We start from the raw sequence: 17,605 nt of genomic DNA on the forward strand, positions 1-17,605 counted from the left end.
GTTTCCGGTGGTTATAGCGTGGGGGAAACGCCCGGTCCCATCCCGAACCCGGTAGCTAAGACCCACAGCGCTGATGGTACTGCACTCGGTAGGGTGTGGGAGAGTAAGTCACCGCCGGAATTCACGTCAGGGTTGAGGCCCCACACCGTTTGGTGTGGGGCCTCCCCGCATTTAACACCCACGCCAGGATGTCACCCGGGCTCGGAGCACACTGCTTCGAGCCCTTCGTCGTGTGCGGGCTAGATGTTGTGGGGCATGAGGTTCTTGTCACGGGTGCGTTGGTGAGATGAGGAACGGGCTCCTCGCCACAGGATGGAGGTTCCTACACAAACATCCGCACGAAAGAGCCCGTTCATGACCCACGTTAACGCACCCCTGACACCGACCGGCCGGCTGCGCATGGTATTGCGCCACATCGAGGACGGGATCCCCAAGGCCCACGTGGCCGCCGAGTTCCGCGTCAGCCGGCCCACGGTGGCCACCTGGGTGGCCCGCTACCTCGCGGCCGGCGAGACAGGTCTGGTTGACCGCCCCTCGATTCCGCGGCGCAGCCAGCAGCGCACCCCGGCAGTGGTCGTGGAACTGATCGAGTCCCTGCGCCGGGAGCGGAAGTGGTCGGCCCGGCGTATCCACCACCACCTGCTCGGGCTCGGCCACCAGTTGCACCTGCGCACCGTGGGCCGGTGGCTGCACCGACTCGGTATCTCCCGGCTGCGTGATCTGACCCCGGCCGGCGAGAACGCCCGCAGGACCCCGGCGCGGATCCGCGCTGCGTGGCCCGGGCATATGGTCCACCTGGATGTGAAGAAGGTCGGCAAGATCCCCGACGGTGGCGGCTGGCGGACCCACGGCCGCGGTAGCGCCCAGGCGTTGAAGTCCAAGCGCGGGCCGGGGGCGAGGGTCGGCTACACCTACCTGCACTCTGCCGTGGACGGCTTCTCCCGTGTGGCCTACACCGAAGCCCTCGACGACGAGAAAGCGGTGACCACGATCGGGTTCTTCGCCCGGGCCAGAACCTTCTTCGCCGCCCACGGGATCCACAGGATCCACCGGGTCGTGACGGATAACGGGGCCAACTACCGAGCCCGGGACTTCACCCGCACCGTGAAAGCCCTGGCCTCCCGCCACCAGCGGATCCGTGCCTACACGCCGCGGCATAACGGGAAGGTCGAACGCTACAACCGGCTACTGGTCGATGAGGTGCTCTATACCCGCACCTACACCAGCGAACACGCCCGACGCACCGCGGTGGCGGTCTGGGTCAATCACTATAATTACCACCGACCCCATACCGCCTGCGGCGACCAGCCCCCGGCCTCACGCACCCCGGACCGTGTCAACAACGTCACGCCCTCTTACAGCTAGAAGGGTGGCGGGAGGGGCCCGGAGCACAACGCTCCGGGCCCATCGTCGTCTCCGGGCTAGGCGGGTGGCGGGAGGGGGCCAGGGCGAGGCGGTGCGGGCCCCCGGCTTCGTGCGGGTAGGGGCGTACATGTTACGTCTTGGTGTACAGGACGAGGAAGGCCCTTCGGGGTGGGCACCACAACTGGTGCACCACCCCGCAGGGCCTTCGTTTCGTTCTGGGTGATTCCAGGCTGCCAGTGCTCACGCTCACGCCCCGTGGCCGGTTCGGAGGTCTCGCTGCATGTACCACGGCGGTTTTATCCCGTGATCCCTTCGTGCCGCTCATGGATGCCACCTCAGGCCCGCTGACAGGCGCAGACATGTCCGCGGGGAGCCGTTGGCCTGCACACGGGTCGGCTTACGGTCTCCGGATTGTTCCGGATTGCTCCGGTCTGCTCAGACGCGAATTGCGCGGGGTGGGGATGGTTCCGGCTGAAAGCGGTGAGATGACTGTGGCGCGCCGTCCACGGGGGTCGGCGCGCCACGGGGCGACGTGAATGGACTGAGCCTATGCGGCGGTCTCCACCGGGGCGTTGCGCAGGGTCCCGTCCTTGCCGCGCAGGAGGCGGTCCATGACGGAGGCGATGGCGCCATCGCCGGTGACGTTGCACGCGGTGCCGAAGGAGTCGATGGCCACGTAGGTGGCGATCATCAGGCCCACAGCTGTCTCGTCGAAACCGAGGGTGGACTGGAGGATGCCTACGGCCGCCATGATCGCGCCACCGGGAACTCCGGGCGCCGCCACCATGGTGACGCCCAGGAGGAAGATGAACCCGATGTACTGCCCCGTGCTGATGGGCATGCCGGAGATCGTCATGATGGCCAGCGAGAACAGGACGATCTTCATGGTCGACCCGGAGAGGTGGATGGTTGCACACAGGGGAATGGTGAACCCTGCCACACGGTCGTCCACACCGTTCTTCTTCGTGCACGCGAGGGTGACGGGGATGGTGGCGGCGGACGATGCGGTGCCCAGCGCCGTCGCGTAGGCGGGAGCCATGTTCTTGAGCATGACGAACGGGTTGCGATGGGCCACGAGGCCGGCGATGCAGTACTGGATGACCAGGATGACGATCGTCATGATGAACGCGAGGATGACCACTCGCAGGAACGTGGTGATGACCAGGACGATCTGCCCGTTCATCGTGAGGCTCAGGAACATGCCGAAGATGTAGACCGGCAGCAGGGGAATGATGACCTTCTCCACCACGCGCATCACGATGGTGCGCAGCTCGCTCAACCCGTCGTGCAGCACGTTGCCCTTGATGAGCGTGATGCCCACACCGAGGCAGAATGCGAGGACGAGTGCGGTCATGACGTCGAACACGGGCGGCATGGTGATCTCGAAGTACCCGGAGAGCGCGTGGTCCTCGGGGTTCTCCAGCCCGTTGACCGTTCGCTCACCTCCGAGCAGCCACGGATAGGTGGATTTGGCGACCAGGAAGGCGAGCAGCCCCGCGAAGATCGTGGAGCCGTACGCAATGGCCGCGGTCACCGCCAACCACTTGCCGGCGCCGCGACCGAGGTCGGCGATGGCCGGGGTGACGAGTCCCACGATGATGAGCGGGATCAGGAAGCCGAGGAACTGGCTGAAGATGCCGTTGAAGGTCATGAAGACACGGGCGAACCACTCGGGCAGAAACAGCCCGACGACGACACCCAGCACGATGGCCACGAGCACCCGCACCAGCAGGTTCTTGGAAAGGGATCTCAAACGCATGGTTCATTATCACCGGAGGGAGGGCCTCGGCCCTCCGCGGAGGCGTGGGCGTGGCGTCGCGCCTGCCGAGGGATTGGTCTCTCTCTCACGGAACCCGCGTGGAACCTCATGACTAGGGCCCGGAAGGCGGAGGCAGCGTGAGCTCCTGAGGCAGGGAGTTCCGGCATTGGGAGGGCTGCCCGCCGCGTTTGTAGAATGCTCAGCAGAGCAGTGGGCGTCGCAACAGGTCGAGGCCCGTCACGGTGTGGCCTCGTGCCACGGTAGGAGACACCCCTTGAGCGATTCTGATCAGCACGGCTCCCACGATGGCGACGACCGCCGGCACGACAGCAGCAGGGACGACCGCGGGTTCTCCCGCGGTCGTCGCGACGACGGCGCTCGTGACGGTCAGCGCCGCGACGGCGGGTACCGGGGCGGTCGTCAGGACGGCGCGGGGCGCGGTCGGGACGACTCCCGTGGTGGCTACCGGGGTGGGGGAGAGCGGACGGACCGCGATCGGGGCCGTCGTGAGGGCGGCTTCGGCGACCGCCGTGACGAACGTCGTCGCGATGACCACTCCGGCGGCGGCTACCGCGACGGCGGCAACCGTTCGCAGGGCGGCGGGTACCGGGGTCGCGATGACCGCGGATCGGGCTACCAGGGCCGCAACGACCGTGGCGGGTACCAGGACAGGCGCGACGACCGCGGTGGCTCCGAGCGCCGCTTCGACCGGGGGTCCGAGAGCGACGCGCGTCGGGGCAGCTACCGGGGAGACCGCGACAACCGCCCCGGCGGCGTCGGAGGACGCGACCGCACGACCGATCGTGGAGCCGGCTCCCGTGGGTTCGACCGTCGCGATGACCGCGGCGGCCGTTCGACGGACCGGGGATTCGGGCGTGACGACCGCCGGGGTGCGAGTCGGTCCGAGGATCGCAGGGGCGGTTACGAGCGTCGTGACGACCGTGGCGGCCGTTCGGAGAACCGCAGTTTTGACCGGTCCGACCGTCGCGAGGGTGGTTTCTCGGGTGGGAACCGCCAGGACGACCGTTCCGGGGACCGGGGATACAGCCGGGATCGTCGGGACGACCGTGGTGGCCGTCGCGAAGGCGGCTTCTCCGGCGGGAACCGTCGTGACGACCGGGCCGGGCGTCCGGACAGCCGTGGATTTGGCGGGGACCGCCGTGACGACCGTCGTGAGGGTGGTTTCAGCGGGGGCAACCGCGACGGTGGCGGGCGCTCGGAGGAGCGTCGTGGTGGATACGACCGCCGGGATGACCGCCGGGGCGCCGGCTTCAGCCGTAATGACCGCGGGGGCGCGGGGCGTTCCGAGGACCGTCGGGGCGGGTACGAGCGTCGTGATGATCGTGGTGGCCGTCGCGAGGGCGGCTTCTCCGGCGGTAGCCGTCGTGATGACCGCGGCGCCCGTTCCGGTGACCGCAGCTACGGCCGTGATGATCGTCGCGGCGGCTTCACTCGCGACGATCGCCGGGATGACCGTCGCGGCGGGGACCGGGTCCGCGACGACCGCCGCGGGGCCGCCCGGGGTGGTGATGGCGGGCGCTTCGAGCGTGAGGACCGCCGTCGCGGCCACGACGACGGTCAGCCGCGCTTCGTCGCCCCGGACATCGATGCGGATGTGACCGGCCGCGAGATCGACCGCGTGACCCGCCACGAGCTCGACGCGCTCGAGCCGGGCAATGCCGAGCGCGTCTCCAAGCACCTGGTGATGGCCGCGCGCTACGTGGACGACGACCCCGAGTTCGCCCTGGAGCACGCCAACGCGGCGGTCCGCAAGGCCGGCCGGATCGGCGTCGTCCGGGAGACCGCGGGCGTCGCCGCCTACGCGGCGGGAGACTATGCCCTGGCGCTGAAGGAGCTGCGCACGCACCGACGCATCTCCGGCTCGCAGGAGCACCTGCCCATGATGGTCGACTGCCAGCGCGCCCTCGGCCGGGCGGACAAGGCTCTCGAAGAGGCGACGTCCGGCGCCGCCGACTCCCTGGACGCGGAGGCCAAGGCCGAGCTCGCCATGGTGGTCTCCGGCATCCACGCCGACGCTGGTGACCATGCCGCCGCGCTCGCGGCCCTGGAGATCCCGCAGCTCGACAAGAACCGCGGCTTCTCCTACAGCCCCAAGCTCTTCCGGGCCTACGCGGAGGCGCTGCGTGCCGTGGGCCGGGACCAGGAGTCGATGTCCTGGGAGCGGCAGGCCATCGTGGCCGAGGCAGCCCTCGGCATGGGCCAGTTCTCCGAGCCGGAGATCGTGGACCTCGGTGACGACCTGGACGAGGACGAGGCCGAGCGCACCGTTCGCGAGGCGCAGAGGCGGCACAGCGTGGGCGGTCCCGAGGACGCCGCCGAAGGCGGGCGCTCCGAGGGCGGTACCGAGCACCACGACCGTTCCGGCCGCGAGGAAAGGGCCGGGCGCGGCGACGACGTCAGCCAGGGGCACGACGGCGCGGCGCACCACCGCGCCGAGGGCCCGGTGTCCGAGGCCGCTGCGGCAGAGGACGGGCTCGATGTGCAGCCGGGCTCCAACAATTTGACCACCAGCGTCCAGGGCAGTCCTGATTTGGACGGCTACCGGGAGGACGCCGATGGCGAGGAAGCAACTGCCACCTCGCTGCACGGTGCTGCGGTAGCCGCGTCCATCGACGGGCCCGGCGACGACGAGCCCTCGGACGACGAGCCCGGGACCGGATTTGCGGGTGACGACGAGTCCGGTGACGAGGACGTGGAGGGCGAGTTCGGCGAGGTGCCGGCCGACGGCGCGTACGGGTACGCGTCGGAGAGCGGGGCCGGTGCGGACGAGCTCGACCACGACGCCGTCGACGACGATGCGCGTGACGGTCGCGGCGCGAGCGAGGCGGCAGACACTGCGCACCGGGAGAACCTCGATGACTGATCGGGCCGGAGCGGAGCAGGACCGCCCCCTCGTGGAGCGGTTCGACGCCCTGCTGTGCGATCTGGACGGCGTGGTCTACGCGGGTCCCCACGCCATCGACGGGGCTCCTGAGTCGTTGCGCCGTGCCCGCGAGGACGGGCGCGCCGTGATGTACGTGACGAACAACGCGTCCCGCCCGCCCGCCGCGGTGGCCGAGCACATCACCTCGCTGGGCGCCCCCACCACGGTCGAGGACGTGGTGACCTCCGCGCAGGCCGCCGCCGCGCTGCTCGCAGACCGGCTCGCGCCGTCCGCGCGCGTGCTGGTCACGGGGGCGACGGCGCTCGCGGACGAGATCCGCGCCGTCGGGCTCGTGCCGGTGCGCACCCAGGGGGAGGAACCCCACGCGGTCGTGCAGGGCTTCGACCCGCACCTCGGGTGGGAGGAGCTCGCCGAGGCGGCGTTCACCCTCGCGGACGACTCCGTGCTGTGGTGCGCCACCAACACGGACCGCACGATCCCGCGGGAGCGAGGCATTGCACCGGGCAACGGGACCCTCGTGGCCGCGGTGGCCGAGGCGACCGGGCGGGAGCCGCTCGTCGCGGGCAAGCCCGAGGCACCGATCTTCCGGGAGGCGGCGGAGCGTGTGGGTGCTGCGCGACCCGCGGTGGTCGGCGACCGGCTGGACACGGACATCCTGGGCGCGCACAACGCGGAGATGGAGAGCATCGAGGTCCTCACGGGCGTGGACGGACCCACCACCGTGATCGCGGCGTGCCCCGAGCAGCGGCCCACCTATCTTCTCGGCACTCTGAGGGAGCTCTTCGAGCCGTACCCCTCCGTGAACGTGGAACGTCAGGAGGGGCGGGTGAGTGCGAGCTGCCGCGAGGCGCGCGCGGAGGTGGAGAACGGCGTCGTCGTCGTGACCGCACCGCAGGACGACCTCGACGGCTGGCGCGCGGCGTGTGCCGCCTGGTGGGCCGAGAACCCGCACGAGGCCGCCGAGCCCACCGTCCAGTGGCAGGACCCCGCATGAGCGAGGAACGTGCGGAGCTGTCCGGCGCAGAGATGCTCGATACAGGTCTGCCCGGTACCGAGCCGGGGGATGCGCAGCTGCCGACTGGGGGATTGCCCGCCACGGAACTGCAGACCCCCGAACTGCAGTCCCCTGACCTTCGGGACCCGGAACAGGGGGCCACGGAGCCGCCGCGCACCGGTCTGGATCCCGTGGACCGGGTGCTGGCCCGTGAGGCGGAGATCGCCGAGCTGCCCGTCACTCAGCGCGCGGCAGCCTTCGAGGCGCTGCACACCGAGCTCGAGCGGATTCTGGAGGAGCGTCCCGGATCGCTGCCCTCGGGACTGACCGGGGGAGCCGGGATGCCCGGCGATGCGGGCCAGCAGCGCGGTCCGAACGAGGGCGGCGCCCACGGACACGCCCGGTCGGCACGGTAGACCGTGGTGCCTCGTCTCGACCGTGAGGTGACCGAACGCGGTCTCGCGCGTTCCCGGACGGTGGCTGCCGTCCGAATCAAGGAGGGTCGTGTCCGGGTCAACGGTGCCGTGGCCGTGAAGCCGTCGGCGCTGGTGGATTCCGCGGACGAGATCGCCCTGGAGGCGTCCACCGAGGACGAGTACGTGAGCCGCGCGGGACACAAGCTCGTGGGAGCGCTGGAGCGCTTCGCGGACGTGGACCCCACGGGGCTGCGCTGCCTGGATGCGGGGGCCTCTACCGGGGGATTCACGGACGTCCTGCTGCGCCGTGGTGCGCGGGAGGTCCTCGCCGTGGACGTGGGACACGACCAGCTCGTCCCGCAGCTGCGCGAGGACCCACGGGTGCGCGTGTTCGAGGGGCTCAACGTCCGCCACCTCGACCCGGTGCAGATCGGGGGACCGGCGGACCTCACGGTGTGCGACCTCTCCTTCATCTCCCTCACGCTCGTGCTCCCCGCGCTCGCGGGTGCCACGCTGCCCGGCGGGGACCTGCTGCTCATGGTCAAGCCGCAGTTCGAGGTGGGCGTGCACAACCTCTCCCGCACCGGCGTCGTGACCTCTGAGGCCGCGCGGGAGGCGGCCGTGCTGCGCGTGACGGCGTGCGCCGAGGACACGGGGCTGGAGGTTCTCGGCACGGCCCCGAGCCCGCTGCCGGGACAGGACGGCAACGTGGAGTTCTTCGTGCACTGCCGTCGCCCGGGCGCACCGAGCACGTCGGAGGGCTCGCGTAGTCTTGGCTGAGTCAGCCCACCGTGGGACCCGACCGCAGGAGGATGGACCCCCACCCGTGACCCGCAAAATCCTGGTGATGACCCACACGGGCCGCTCCGAGGCCAAGGACGCCGCCCGCCAGTCCTGCGAGCAGCTCTACGCCGCGGGGCTCGTGCCCGTCCTCTCGCGCCCGGACCTCGAGGCCCTGCGTGCGGACGGTTTCGGCCTGCCCCCGGTGGAGATCCTCGAGGAGGACGTCGCCCTGCGGGAGATCGAGATCGTCATGGTCCTGGGCGGGGACGGCTCCATCCTGCGGGCCGCCGAACTGGTCCGTGGGGTGGACACGCCCCTGCTGGGGGTCAACCTGGGACACGTGGGGTTTCTGGCGGAGTCGGAGCGCTCGGGGCTCAGCGAGACGGTCGAGGCGATCGTTGACGGGCGCTACACCGTGGAGCGCCGCATGGCCCTGGACGTGACCGTGTGGGAGCACCGGCGCAAGGTGCTGCACACGTGGGCCCTGAACGAGGCCTCCGTGGAGAAGGGCGACCGCGAGAAGATGATCGAGGTGGTCACGGAGGTGGACCGCCGGCCGCTGTCCACGTTCGGCTGCGACGGCGTGGTCATGGCCACCCCCACCGGCTCCACCGCCTACGCGTTCTCCGCGGGCGGACCCGTGGTCTGGCCGGAGGTCGAGGCGCTTCTCATGGTGCCGCTGTCCGCGCACGCCCTGTTCTCCCGCCCCCTGGTGATCTCCCCGCGGTCCATGATGGCCGTGGAGGTGCTCACCCGCACGGACGCGCGCGGAGTGCTGTGGTGCGACGGCCGCCGCACCGTGGACCTCCCGCCGGGCTCCCGCATCGAGGTGCGCCGCTCGGAGAAGTCCGTGAACCTCGCCCGCATGCACGCCACACCGTTCTCCGAACGGCTCGTGAAGAAGTTCGAGCTGCCCATCGCGGGCTGGCGGGGACCCATGCCGAGCGAGCAGGTCGAGGCCATGACCACCGCACTGCCGCTGGTGAAGCCCGCCACCAAGGTGGTCTCGCAGGACGAGCACCAGCCCAGGCTCACGGTGGGACGGGAGATCCCGCACCACGGCGATGCCCGGGACCATGGTGACGCCCGGGACCATGCGGAGACCACGTTCGCACCAGCCAGGGATACACCCTCCGCAGGAACCCCCGCCGCGGACCTGCCTGCACAGGACGCGCCCGATCAGGGCGCGAGTGCACCGCAGGATGCGGCTGGCGCCGCTTCTTCGGACGGCGGCACGGCCGGAACCGAACACCGTGAGGAGCCGCGCGCATGATCGAGGAGATCCACATCCACGACCTCGGCGTCATCACCGACGCCGTGCTGCCCCTGGGCCCAGGCCTCTCCGTGCTCTCCGGCGAGACCGGCGCGGGCAAGACCATGGTGGTCACCGCGCTGGGCATGCTGCTGGGCAACCGCGCGGACGCCGGCGCCGTGCGCTCCGGCAGCGCCAAGGCACTCGCCGAGGCCACGGTCAGGGTCCCCGCGGAGCACCCCGCCGTGTCGCTCGTGGAGGAGTCCGGGGGAACCGTGGACCGCGAGGACGTCGGACGTGCGCAGGAGGGGCTCGTGCTGCTGTCCCGGACGGTCTCCGCCGAGGGCCGCAGCCGCGCGCACGTGGGTGGCCGCTCGGCTCCCGTGGGCACGCTCGGTGCCGTGGGGGAGACCCTCGTGGCGGTGCACGGCCAGTCGGACCAGCTGCGCCTGAAGTCCCAGGCCGCCCAGCGCAAGGCCCTGGACGACTACGCGGGCCCGCCCGTCGCCCACGAGCTCGGGCTGTACCGGGAGAAGCTCGCCCGCTACCGCGGCGTCGTCGCCACCCTGCGCGCGGCCAAGGAGAACTCCCGTGAGCGGGCCCTGCAGGCGCAGAGCCTGACCACCGCGCTCGCCGAGATCGACGCCGTGGAGCCTATCCCGGGCGAGGACGTCCAGCTGGACGCGGAGAGCGAGAAGCTCACGAACCTCGAGGCGCTGCGCAGTGCCGCCCTGACCGCCCACACCGCTCTGAGCGGATCGGACGAGGACGACGCCGCGGGCGCGAACGCCGTCGCCATGCTGTCCCAGGCCCAGCAGGCACTGGAGAACGAGGCGGACGCGGACCCGGACCTCGCCGCACTCGCGGCCAGGGTGCGGGAACTGACCGTTGTCGCCGCGGACGTGGCCGCGGACCTCTCCGGGTACGCGAGCGGGCTCGACGAGGACGGCCCCGCCCGCCTCGCGGAGGTCGAGGCCCGGCGCAGCGCCCTGCGGCGGCTGACCAAGAAGTACGGCGCCACGATCGACGAGGTCCTCGCGTGGGCGGACGACGCCAGGGCCAGCCTCGAGAAGCTCGTGGTGGACCCGCAGCGGGAGGAGGAGCTGCGCGCCGAGGGGGAGGCGCTGCGCGCGGGGCTCGAGGAGCACGCCGCCACCCTGCTGTCCCTGCGCCGGGCCGCCGCCGAACGGCTCGCGGCCGCGGTGAGCGAGGAGCTCACGGCCCTGGCCATGCCCAACGCGACGCTGGTGGTGGCCGTGGAGCCCGCCGAGCGCTTCACCGACGACGGCCGGGACAGCATCGAGTTCATGCTCGCACCGCATGCCAGCGCGAGCCCCCGCCCGCTGGGCAAGGGCGCCTCCGGCGGTGAGCTCTCGCGCATCATGCTCGCCCTGGAGGTGGTGCTCTCAGAGGTGGACCCCGTGCCCACGTTCGTCTTCGACGAGGTGGACTCCGGCGTGGGCGGCAAGGCCGCGGTGGAGATCGGCCGCCGCCTGAAGATGCTCGCCCGCAACGTGCAGGTGCTGGTGGTCACCCACCTCCCGCAGGTGGCCGCCTTCGCGGACCAGCACGTGCTCGTCACCAAGTCCTCCGACTCCAGCGTCTCGGACGTGAAGGTCCTCACGCAGGAGGAGCGCGTGGTCGAGCTGGCGCGGATGCTCGCCGGCCACGAGGACTCGGACGCCGCCCGCGAACACGCCCGCGAGCTCATGCGGGACGCCACCGCATGAGCTCCCGCGCACCCCAGCTCCCCGCAACCCCCACTAGACACGAATGGTAGGCTCGAATCCCGTGGTGAATGCTCAGGACGCCGCCCACGAGGCAGGCACAGAAAAGAACAACGGCAAGGTGACCCAGCAGATCTTCGTCACGGGGGGCGTTGCATCGTCCCTCGGCAAGGGTCTCACCGCGTCCTCACTCGGAATGCTCCTGCGGGCACGCGGACTCTCCGTGACCATGCAGAAGCTGGACCCCTATCTCAACGTGGACCCGGGCACCATGAACCCGTTCCAGCACGGCGAGGTCTTCGTGACCGACGACGGCGCCGAGACGGACCTCGACATCGGGCACTACGAGCGCTTCCTCGACGAGAACCTCGACGCCTCCGCCAACGTGACCACGGGCCAGGTCTACTCCACCGTGATCGCCAAGGAGCGCCGCGGCGAGTACCTCGGGGACACCGTGCAGGTGATCCCGCACATCACGGACGAGCTCAAGCGCCGGATGCGCCGCCGCGCGGAGGACGAGAACGCTCCCGACATCATCATCACCGAGATCGGCGGCACGGTCGGTGACATCGAGTCCCAGCCGTTCATCGAGGCGGCCCGCCAGGTCCGCCAGGACGTGGGGCGGCGCAACGTCTTCTACCTGCACGTCTCGCTGATCCCGTTCATCGGCCCCTCCGGTGAGCTGAAGACCAAGCCCACCCAGCACTCCGTGGCCACGCTGCGCGGTCTGGGCATCCAGCCGGACGCCCTCGTGCTGCGCTGCGACCGGGACGTCCCGGACGCCATGCTGCGGAAGATCGGCAGCGCGTGCGACGTGGACCTGGACGCGGTGATCTCCTGCCCGGACGCCCCCAGCATCTACGACATCCCGAACACGCTGCACAGCCAGGGCCTGGACACCTACATCCTGGACTACCTGGGCCTGGACTACCGGGACGCCGACCTGCGGCAGTGGTCCCGCCTGCTCACGGCGGTGCACGAGCCCGACCACCAGGTGAGCGTGGCGCTCGTGGGCAAGTACATCGACCTCCCGGACGCCTACCTCTCGGTCTCCGAGGCGCTGCGGGCCGGCGGGTTCGCCAACAATGCCAAGGTCAACATCAAGTGGGTGGCCTCGGACCTGTGCGACACCCCCGAGGGTGCTCAGCGCGAGCTCGGCGACGTGGACGCGGTGCTCGTCCCGGGTGGCTTCGGCATCCGCGGCCTCGAGGGCAAGCTGGGCGCGCTGCAGTGGGCGCGCGAGCACAAGGTGCCCACGCTGGGGCTGTGCCTCGGGCTGCAGTGCATGGTCATCGAGTACGCGCGCGACGTCGTGGGCCTGCCCAACGCGTCCTCCACCGAGTTCGACCCCGAGACGGACACCCCCGTGGTCGCGACCATGGAGGAGCAGAAGCGCTTTGTCGAGGGCGCCGGGGACCTGGGCGGCACGATGCGCCTGGGCCTGTACCCGGCCGCGCTCGCCGAGGGCTCCGTGGTGGCCGAGACCTACGGCACCACCGAGGTCTCCGAGCGGCACAGGCACCGCTACGAGGTCAACAACGCGTACCGCGAGGCGCTCACGGGCGCCGGGCTGCGGATCTCGGGAACCTCTCCGGAGGGCACCCTGGTGGAGTTCGTGGAGCTGCCGCGCGAGGAGCACCCGTACTACGTGGCCACGCAGGCCCACCCCGAGCTGGCGTCGCGCCCCACCCGCCCGCACCCGCTGTTCGACGGTCTTGTGAAGGCCGCCCTGGAGCGCCGCGGGGTGCAGGCGGCCTCCTGAGACGAGGGCGGGTGCGGTGTTCCGCGCCCGCCCTTTCCAATTCACCGTCTTCCCAGTGAACCTGCTCATTCAGGCACACCGGATCTTCCCAGCGCACCGGCCCTTCCGCACGCGTCCGCGCGGCACCTCGTCGCGCGACGCACGCCTGGGGCGTCGCGCCTCCCGTCCCCCTTCCGAACGGAGTCACCGTGGAATTCACCGCCATCACTGCCGACCAGCTGCGGGACCGCCCGGATCCGCGACCGGTGGACGAGTCCGAGACCGTGCTGGACGGCGCCATCTGGAACGTGCGGCGTGAGACGTTCCGCATGGCGGGTCAGGAGAAGCCCCTGGTCCGGGAGTTCATCACGCACCCGGGCGCGGTCTCGATCGTCGCCCTCGACGAGCAGGACCGCATCCTGCTCATCAACCAGTACCGACACCCGGTGGGCATGCGCATGTGGGAGATCCCGGCGGGACTGCTCGACGTCGACGGCGAGCCCGCGCTCGACGCTGCTCAGCGGGAACTGGGCGAGGAGGCGGACCTCGTGGCCGAGCAGTGGGACACCCTCGTGGACTTCGACAACTCCCCGGGGTCCTCCGCGGAGGCCAACCGCATCTTCCTCGCCCGGGGACTCTCCGAGGTCCCCACCGGGGACCGCTTCGCCCGCGAGGGTGAGGAGGCAGAGATCGTGGCGGGTTTCGCGGACCTCGACGACGCCGTGGACGCGGTGCTCGCCGGCCGGATCGCCTCCCCGGCGGCGGCCCTCGGCATCATGGCCGCGCACACCGCCAAGGCCCGCGGCTGGCGCACGCTGCGCCCCGCGGACGCCGCCTGGCCCGCCCGTCCCGAGCTCGCGGGGTGAGCGAGGAGCGGTTGTCGGCGGACGGGCCGATCACGGAGCCTCTGCCCGTCATCCCGGAGGCGCTTCCGCAGAATGACCGTCCGCAGGACGCCCTCCCGCCCGAGGCCACCACGCGGGCACCGTCCGCCCAGGCCCAGGCCCAGGCCGAGAACCCGGACCACGGCCAGGACCAGGACTCGGGGCAGGCCCCGGATGAAGCCCCGAACCCGGAGCGGGACCTTGGGCAGGCCTCTAACTCGGAGCGGGGCCCGGGGCAGACCCGGAACCCGCAGCAGGACTCGGAGCGGGGCCGGAACACCCCGGTAACGGATTCTCCTCGGGGAGCCCAGCACGCTCCGGGCGCCGACGCGGCACCCGCCGAGGAATCCGCGCCGGAGCTGCGCCGCGCCGTCGGGCGGTACCTGGACCACCTGGTGGTGGAACGCGGATTGGCCGAAAACACGCTGGCGGCCTACCGCCGGGACCTCGCCCGCTATCAGCACCACCTCACGACCCGCGCTCCGGAGATCCGTGTGCCGCGGGACATCACCACGGACCACGTCAGGGCGTTCCTGCGGGTGCTGCGCGAGGGCGAGGACGGCCATCCGCCGCTGTCCGCCCGCAGCAGCGCGCGCGTGCTGGCCGCGGTACGGGGAGCACACGCCTTCTGGGCCACCGAGTCCACGGTGGACACCGACGTCGCCTCCCGGGTCAGCCCGCCCGTCCCGGGCCGCAGGCTGCCGAAGGCCATCGGAATCACCGAGGTCGAGAACCTGCTGGCCGCGCCGGACCCCGAGACGCCCACGGGGTTGCGCGCTCGCGCCTTCCTGGAGCTGCTCTACGCCACGGGAGCCCGCATCTCCGAGGCGGTGGACCTGGACGTGGACGACCTCGCCGGCCTGCGCGACGAGGAGCTCGCCCTGATCCGGGTCCACGGCAAAGGCGACAAGCAGCGGCTCGTGCCCGTGGGGTCCTTCGCCGTGGCCGCGCTGGAACGCTACCTGGTGCGGGCCCGACCCGAGCTCGCCCGCAACGGCAAGGGCTCCCCGGCCGTGTTCCTCAACGCGCGGGGCTCTCGGATCTCGCGGCAGACCGCCTGGAACATGGTCAAGGACGCGGCCCGGACCATCCACCGGGAAGAGGTCATCACCCCGCACACGCTGCGCCACTCGTTCGCCACGCACCTGCTGGAGGGCGGCGCGGACCTGAGGGTCGTCCAGGAGCTGCTCGGCCACGCGTCGCTGGCCACCACGCAGATCTACACGCGGGTCTCGGTGGAGTCGCTGCGCGAGGTCTACGCGACGTCGCACCCGCGCGCCCGCTGAGCCGGACCCGCGCCGGGTGCGTGAGTGCGGCGTCGTCACACGGGGTGCTCGTGGAGCACCGCGCTGCTTCAGTGAGAACCACGGGCTACCGTGAGAAGCATGCGAACACTCTCACGCCTGCCGCACGTCCTGCTCACCGCGCTGCTGGCCGGGGGACTGCTCGCGACGGGGGCGTCGCCCGCCTCCGCCGTGTCCGGGACCGGCAGCGGGATCGACCGGGAGTACCGCGCGCTGCCGGGCGCCTCCTCTTGGCTCGGCGACCCCGTCTCCGCCGAGCGGTGCGGGCTGCGCGACGGCGGGTGCTACCGGCAGTACCAGAAGGGCACCATCCACTGGTCGCCCACCACGGGGGCCCGAGCGCAGCGCGGCGGGATCCTCGCCCGCTGGCGGGCGGAGGGCTCGGAGCACGGCACCCTCGGGTACCCCGTGAGCCGGGAGGCGTGCGGGAAGAACGGGTGCGAGGTGCGCTACCAGCGCGGGCGCATCACCTGGACGGCCAAGGCCGGTGCCGTGGTGCACCGGGACGTGGACGCTGCGTCGAGCGCGTCGGTGGTCGTCAACAAGGAGCGACCGCTGGCACCGCGGACCTACGCGCCGTCCCCGCTGCGCACCGTGGGCGGGGGAGTGCAGCTGCGCGAGGACGCGGCCACGGCCTACCAGCGGATGAGCCGCGCGGCCGGTGCCCAGGGTGTCCACCTTGTGGCGCAGAGCGGCTACCGGGACTACGCGACCCAGGACGCGCTCTACCGCGGGTACACCGCCTCCCACGGACAGGCGACGGCGGACTCCCTCTCCGCGCGGCCGGGCTACTCCGAGCACCAGACGGGTCTCGCTGTAGACGTCGCCTCGCCCACCGGCGCCTGCACGCTGCTCGCGTGCTTCTCGGCCACGCCGCAGGGCCGGTGGATCGCGGCGCACGCCCACGAGTACGGGTTCGTCGTGCGCTACCCGCAGGGCCAGACGCCCAGCACCGGCTACGCCTACGAGCCGTGGCACCTGCGCTACGTGGGGCCCGCCACCGCGAAGAGCGTGAAGCGGAGCGGGCGGGCGAGCCTCGAGGCCTACCTCGGGCTCCCTGCCGCCCCGACGTACTGAGTGGGCGGGGACGCGGGCGCGGCGACCAGCGTGCACCGCGCGCCCGGAGCGCTTCAGGGAGGTGAACCCCGCCACGGAGGACAACGGCGCCCTGCTGCGGCGCAGGCGCGGTGACGCCGGGAGGTCGGAAGGCGCAGGAGGACGTGGCACGCGCTACTGAACCCTGGCACGAACGACGCCGTGCCCCGCGGAAGGCGGGACACGGCGTCGTCGTCGGAACAGGGGATCAGTCCAGGTGGCGCTCGTCCGGGCCGTTGTAGGCGGACAGCGGGCGGATCAGCGAGTTGCTGGCGCGCTGCTCCATGATGTGGGCGGTCCACCCCACGATCCGGGCGCACACGAAGATGGGCGTGAACGTGGGGATGTCGAAGCCCATGAGCCAGTAGGTGGGGCCAGCGGGGTAGTCCAGGTTCGGCTTGATGGACTTGGCCTCGTCCATGGACTTGGCCAGACCGTTGTAGAGGCCCAGGATCTCCTGGCGGTCGTAGTAGTCGAGCATGCGGAACAGGGCGTCCTGCATGGTGGGCACCCGGGAGTCGCCGTGCTTGTACACGCGGTGGCCGAAGCCCATGACCTTCTTCTTCTCGGCCAGGGCCTGGTCCATCCACTCCTTGGCGCGCTTCTCGGCCTCCTCGGCGGTCTCCTCCTTGCGGATGCCGAGCTCCTCGAAGGTGTGCATCACGGCCTCGTTGGCGCCGCCGTGCAGCGGACCCTTGAGGGCGCCGATCGCACCGGTGACCGCGGAGTGCAGGTCCGAGAGCGTGGAGGTGATCACGCGCGCCGTGAAGGTCGAGGCGTTGAAGGAGTGCTCCGCGTACAGGATGATCGACACGCGGAACGCGTCCACCACCTCGGGCGCGGCCTCTTCGCCGAAGGCCATCCAGAGGAAGTTCTGCGCGTAGTCGAGGTCCTCACGGGGCTCCACGGGCTCCTGGCCGTGCCGGCGTCGCTGGTCGTAGCAGACCACGGCGGGCATGACCGCGAACAGCTCCTGGGCCTTGGCCAGCTCGGCCTCGGGGGAGTTGTCCTCCGCGAGCGGGTGCTGCGCGCCGATCACGGACGCGGCGGTGCGGCACACGTCCATGGGGTGGCACGTGGTGGGCAGCTCGTCGATCACGCGCCGCAGCTCCGGTGTGAGGGCCCGGTGGGAGCGCTCGAACTCCTGGAAGGCACTGAGCTGCTCCGCGGACGGCAGCTCACCGTTCCACAGCAGCAGGGCGACCTCCTCCGCGGAGCACTTCTGGGCGAGCTCCTGCACGGGGTAGCCCCGGTAGAGCAGGGAGTTGGTCTCGGCATTGACCTTGGACACGGCGGTGGCGTCCGCCACGACGCCTGCGAGGCCCTTGCGGATTTCGGTGTCAGCCACGGTTGATCTCCTTCGACAGCAGTGGACAGGAA

13 protein-coding genes, 1 rRNA gene and 1 pseudogene are annotated in these 17,605 nt (G+C 71.2%); 12 read left to right on the plus strand and 3 right to left on the minus strand.

Annotated elements, in window-relative coordinates; translation table 11 throughout:
- Positions 1 to 3: 3 nt before the first annotated feature.
- Positions 4 to 120 (plus strand): 5S ribosomal RNA (gene rrf, locus D8M39_RS09870).
- 234 nt (positions 121 to 354) lie between these two features.
- Positions 355 to 1,365: an IS481 family transposase gene (locus D8M39_RS09875; RefSeq protein WP_126874933.1), complete on the plus strand. Its 1,011-nt coding sequence runs from the start codon at positions 355 to 357 to the stop codon at positions 1,363 to 1,365.
- Positions 1,366 to 1,912: 547 nt separating this feature from the next.
- Here D8M39_RS09875 and D8M39_RS09880 read toward each other — a convergent pair.
- Both D8M39_RS09880 and D8M39_RS12690 read right to left on the minus strand, forming a co-directional pair.
- Complete coding sequence (locus D8M39_RS09880; RefSeq protein WP_055086466.1) at positions 1,913 to 3,124, minus strand: dicarboxylate/amino acid:cation symporter; 1,212 nt, start codon at positions 3,122 to 3,124, stop codon at positions 1,913 to 1,915.
- A gap of 199 nt (positions 3,125 to 3,323) precedes the next feature.
- A complete protein-coding gene (locus D8M39_RS12690; RefSeq protein ID WP_162604309.1) occupies positions 3,324 to 4,823 on the minus strand; it encodes a hypothetical protein in 1,500 nt (499 codons plus the stop codon).
- Here D8M39_RS12690 and D8M39_RS09885 point away from each other — a divergent pair.
- From D8M39_RS09885 to D8M39_RS09930, 10 genes and pseudogenes are all read left to right on the plus strand, one after another.
- Positions 4,764 to 6,008, plus strand: coding sequence for a hypothetical protein (locus D8M39_RS09885; RefSeq protein ID WP_238694042.1), 1,245 nt, complete (start codon positions 4,764 to 4,766; stop codon positions 6,006 to 6,008). The two genes, D8M39_RS12690 and D8M39_RS09885, sit on opposite strands and share 60 nt — an antisense overlap.
- Positions 6,001 to 7,023: an HAD-IIA family hydrolase gene (locus D8M39_RS09890; RefSeq protein ID WP_094393668.1), complete on the plus strand. Its 1,023-nt coding sequence runs from the start codon at positions 6,001 to 6,003 to the stop codon at positions 7,021 to 7,023. The genes D8M39_RS09885 and D8M39_RS09890 overlap by 8 nt, the downstream gene beginning before the upstream one ends.
- A complete protein-coding gene (locus D8M39_RS09895) occupies positions 7,020 to 7,439 on the plus strand; it encodes a hypothetical protein (protein ID WP_126874935.1) in 420 nt (139 codons plus the stop codon). The genes D8M39_RS09890 and D8M39_RS09895 overlap by 4 nt, the downstream gene beginning before the upstream one ends.
- A 3-nt stretch (positions 7,440 to 7,442) precedes the next feature.
- Entirely contained in the window at positions 7,443 to 8,219 is a 777-nt protein-coding gene (locus D8M39_RS09900) for a TlyA family RNA methyltransferase (protein ID WP_126874936.1), read from the plus strand.
- 46 nt (positions 8,220 to 8,265) lie between these two features.
- Positions 8,266 to 9,282: pseudogene (locus D8M39_RS09905) on the plus strand (NAD kinase); the annotation flags it as partial.
- 209 nt (positions 9,283 to 9,491) lie between these two features.
- The gene (gene recN, locus D8M39_RS09910; protein WP_055086458.1) at positions 9,492 to 11,204 is read left to right on the plus strand and encodes a DNA repair protein RecN; all 1,713 of its coding nucleotides are present in this window, start codon (positions 9,492 to 9,494) and stop codon (positions 11,202 to 11,204) included.
- Between the two features lie 43 nt (positions 11,205 to 11,247).
- Entirely contained in the window at positions 11,248 to 12,963 is a 1,716-nt protein-coding gene (locus tag D8M39_RS09915; protein WP_126874937.1) for a CTP synthase, read from the plus strand.
- A 188-nt stretch (positions 12,964 to 13,151) separates the two neighbouring features.
- Positions 13,152 to 13,808 (plus strand): NUDIX hydrolase, encoded by a 657-nt coding sequence (locus D8M39_RS09920; protein ID WP_126874938.1) that lies wholly within the window; start codon positions 13,152 to 13,154, stop codon positions 13,806 to 13,808.
- Positions 13,805 to 15,112: a site-specific tyrosine recombinase XerD gene (locus D8M39_RS09925; RefSeq protein ID WP_371413779.1), complete on the plus strand. Its 1,308-nt coding sequence runs from the start codon at positions 13,805 to 13,807 to the stop codon at positions 15,110 to 15,112. Before D8M39_RS09920 ends, D8M39_RS09925 begins: the two co-directional genes overlap by 4 nt.
- Positions 15,113 to 15,211: 99 nt before the next feature.
- Positions 15,212 to 16,207 carry a D-alanyl-D-alanine carboxypeptidase family protein gene (locus D8M39_RS09930; RefSeq protein ID WP_055086361.1) on the plus strand — a complete coding sequence of 332 codons (996 nt, stop codon included), beginning with the start codon at positions 15,212 to 15,214 and terminating at the stop codon, positions 16,205 to 16,207.
- Between the two features lie 226 nt (positions 16,208 to 16,433).
- On the opposite strand, the gene D8M39_RS09935 is transcribed toward D8M39_RS09930, so the two are convergent.
- Positions 16,434 to 17,573 (minus strand): bifunctional 2-methylcitrate synthase/citrate synthase, encoded by a 1,140-nt coding sequence (locus D8M39_RS09935; protein WP_055086363.1) that lies wholly within the window; start codon positions 17,571 to 17,573, stop codon positions 16,434 to 16,436.
- Positions 17,574 to 17,605 lie beyond the last annotated feature (32 nt).

Source organism: Kocuria sp. HSID17590 (assembly GCF_003989485.1).
Lineage (GTDB): Bacteria > Actinomycetota > Actinomycetes > Actinomycetales > Micrococcaceae > Kocuria > Kocuria salsicia.

What these genes read in the sequence shown, in the direction of transcription:
- D8M39_RS09875 (WP_126874933.1), top strand. Translation starts at nt 355, where the DNA reads ATGACCCACGTTAACGCACCCCTGACACCGACCGGCCGGCTGCGCATG.
- D8M39_RS09880 (WP_055086466.1), bottom strand. Translation starts at nt 3,124, where the DNA reads ATGCGTTTGAGATCCCTTTCCAAGAACCTGCTGGTGCGGGTGCTCGTG.
- D8M39_RS09890 (WP_094393668.1), top strand. Translation starts at nt 6,001, where the DNA reads ATGACTGATCGGGCCGGAGCGGAGCAGGACCGCCCCCTCGTGGAGCGG.
- D8M39_RS09895 (WP_126874935.1), top strand. Translation starts at nt 7,020, where the DNA reads ATGAGCGAGGAACGTGCGGAGCTGTCCGGCGCAGAGATGCTCGATACA.
- recN (WP_055086458.1), top strand. Translation starts at nt 9,492, where the DNA reads ATGATCGAGGAGATCCACATCCACGACCTCGGCGTCATCACCGACGCC.
- D8M39_RS09915 (WP_126874937.1), top strand. Translation starts at nt 11,248, where the DNA reads ATGGTAGGCTCGAATCCCGTGGTGAATGCTCAGGACGCCGCCCACGAG.
- D8M39_RS09930 (WP_055086361.1), top strand. Translation starts at nt 15,212, where the DNA reads ATGCGAACACTCTCACGCCTGCCGCACGTCCTGCTCACCGCGCTGCTG.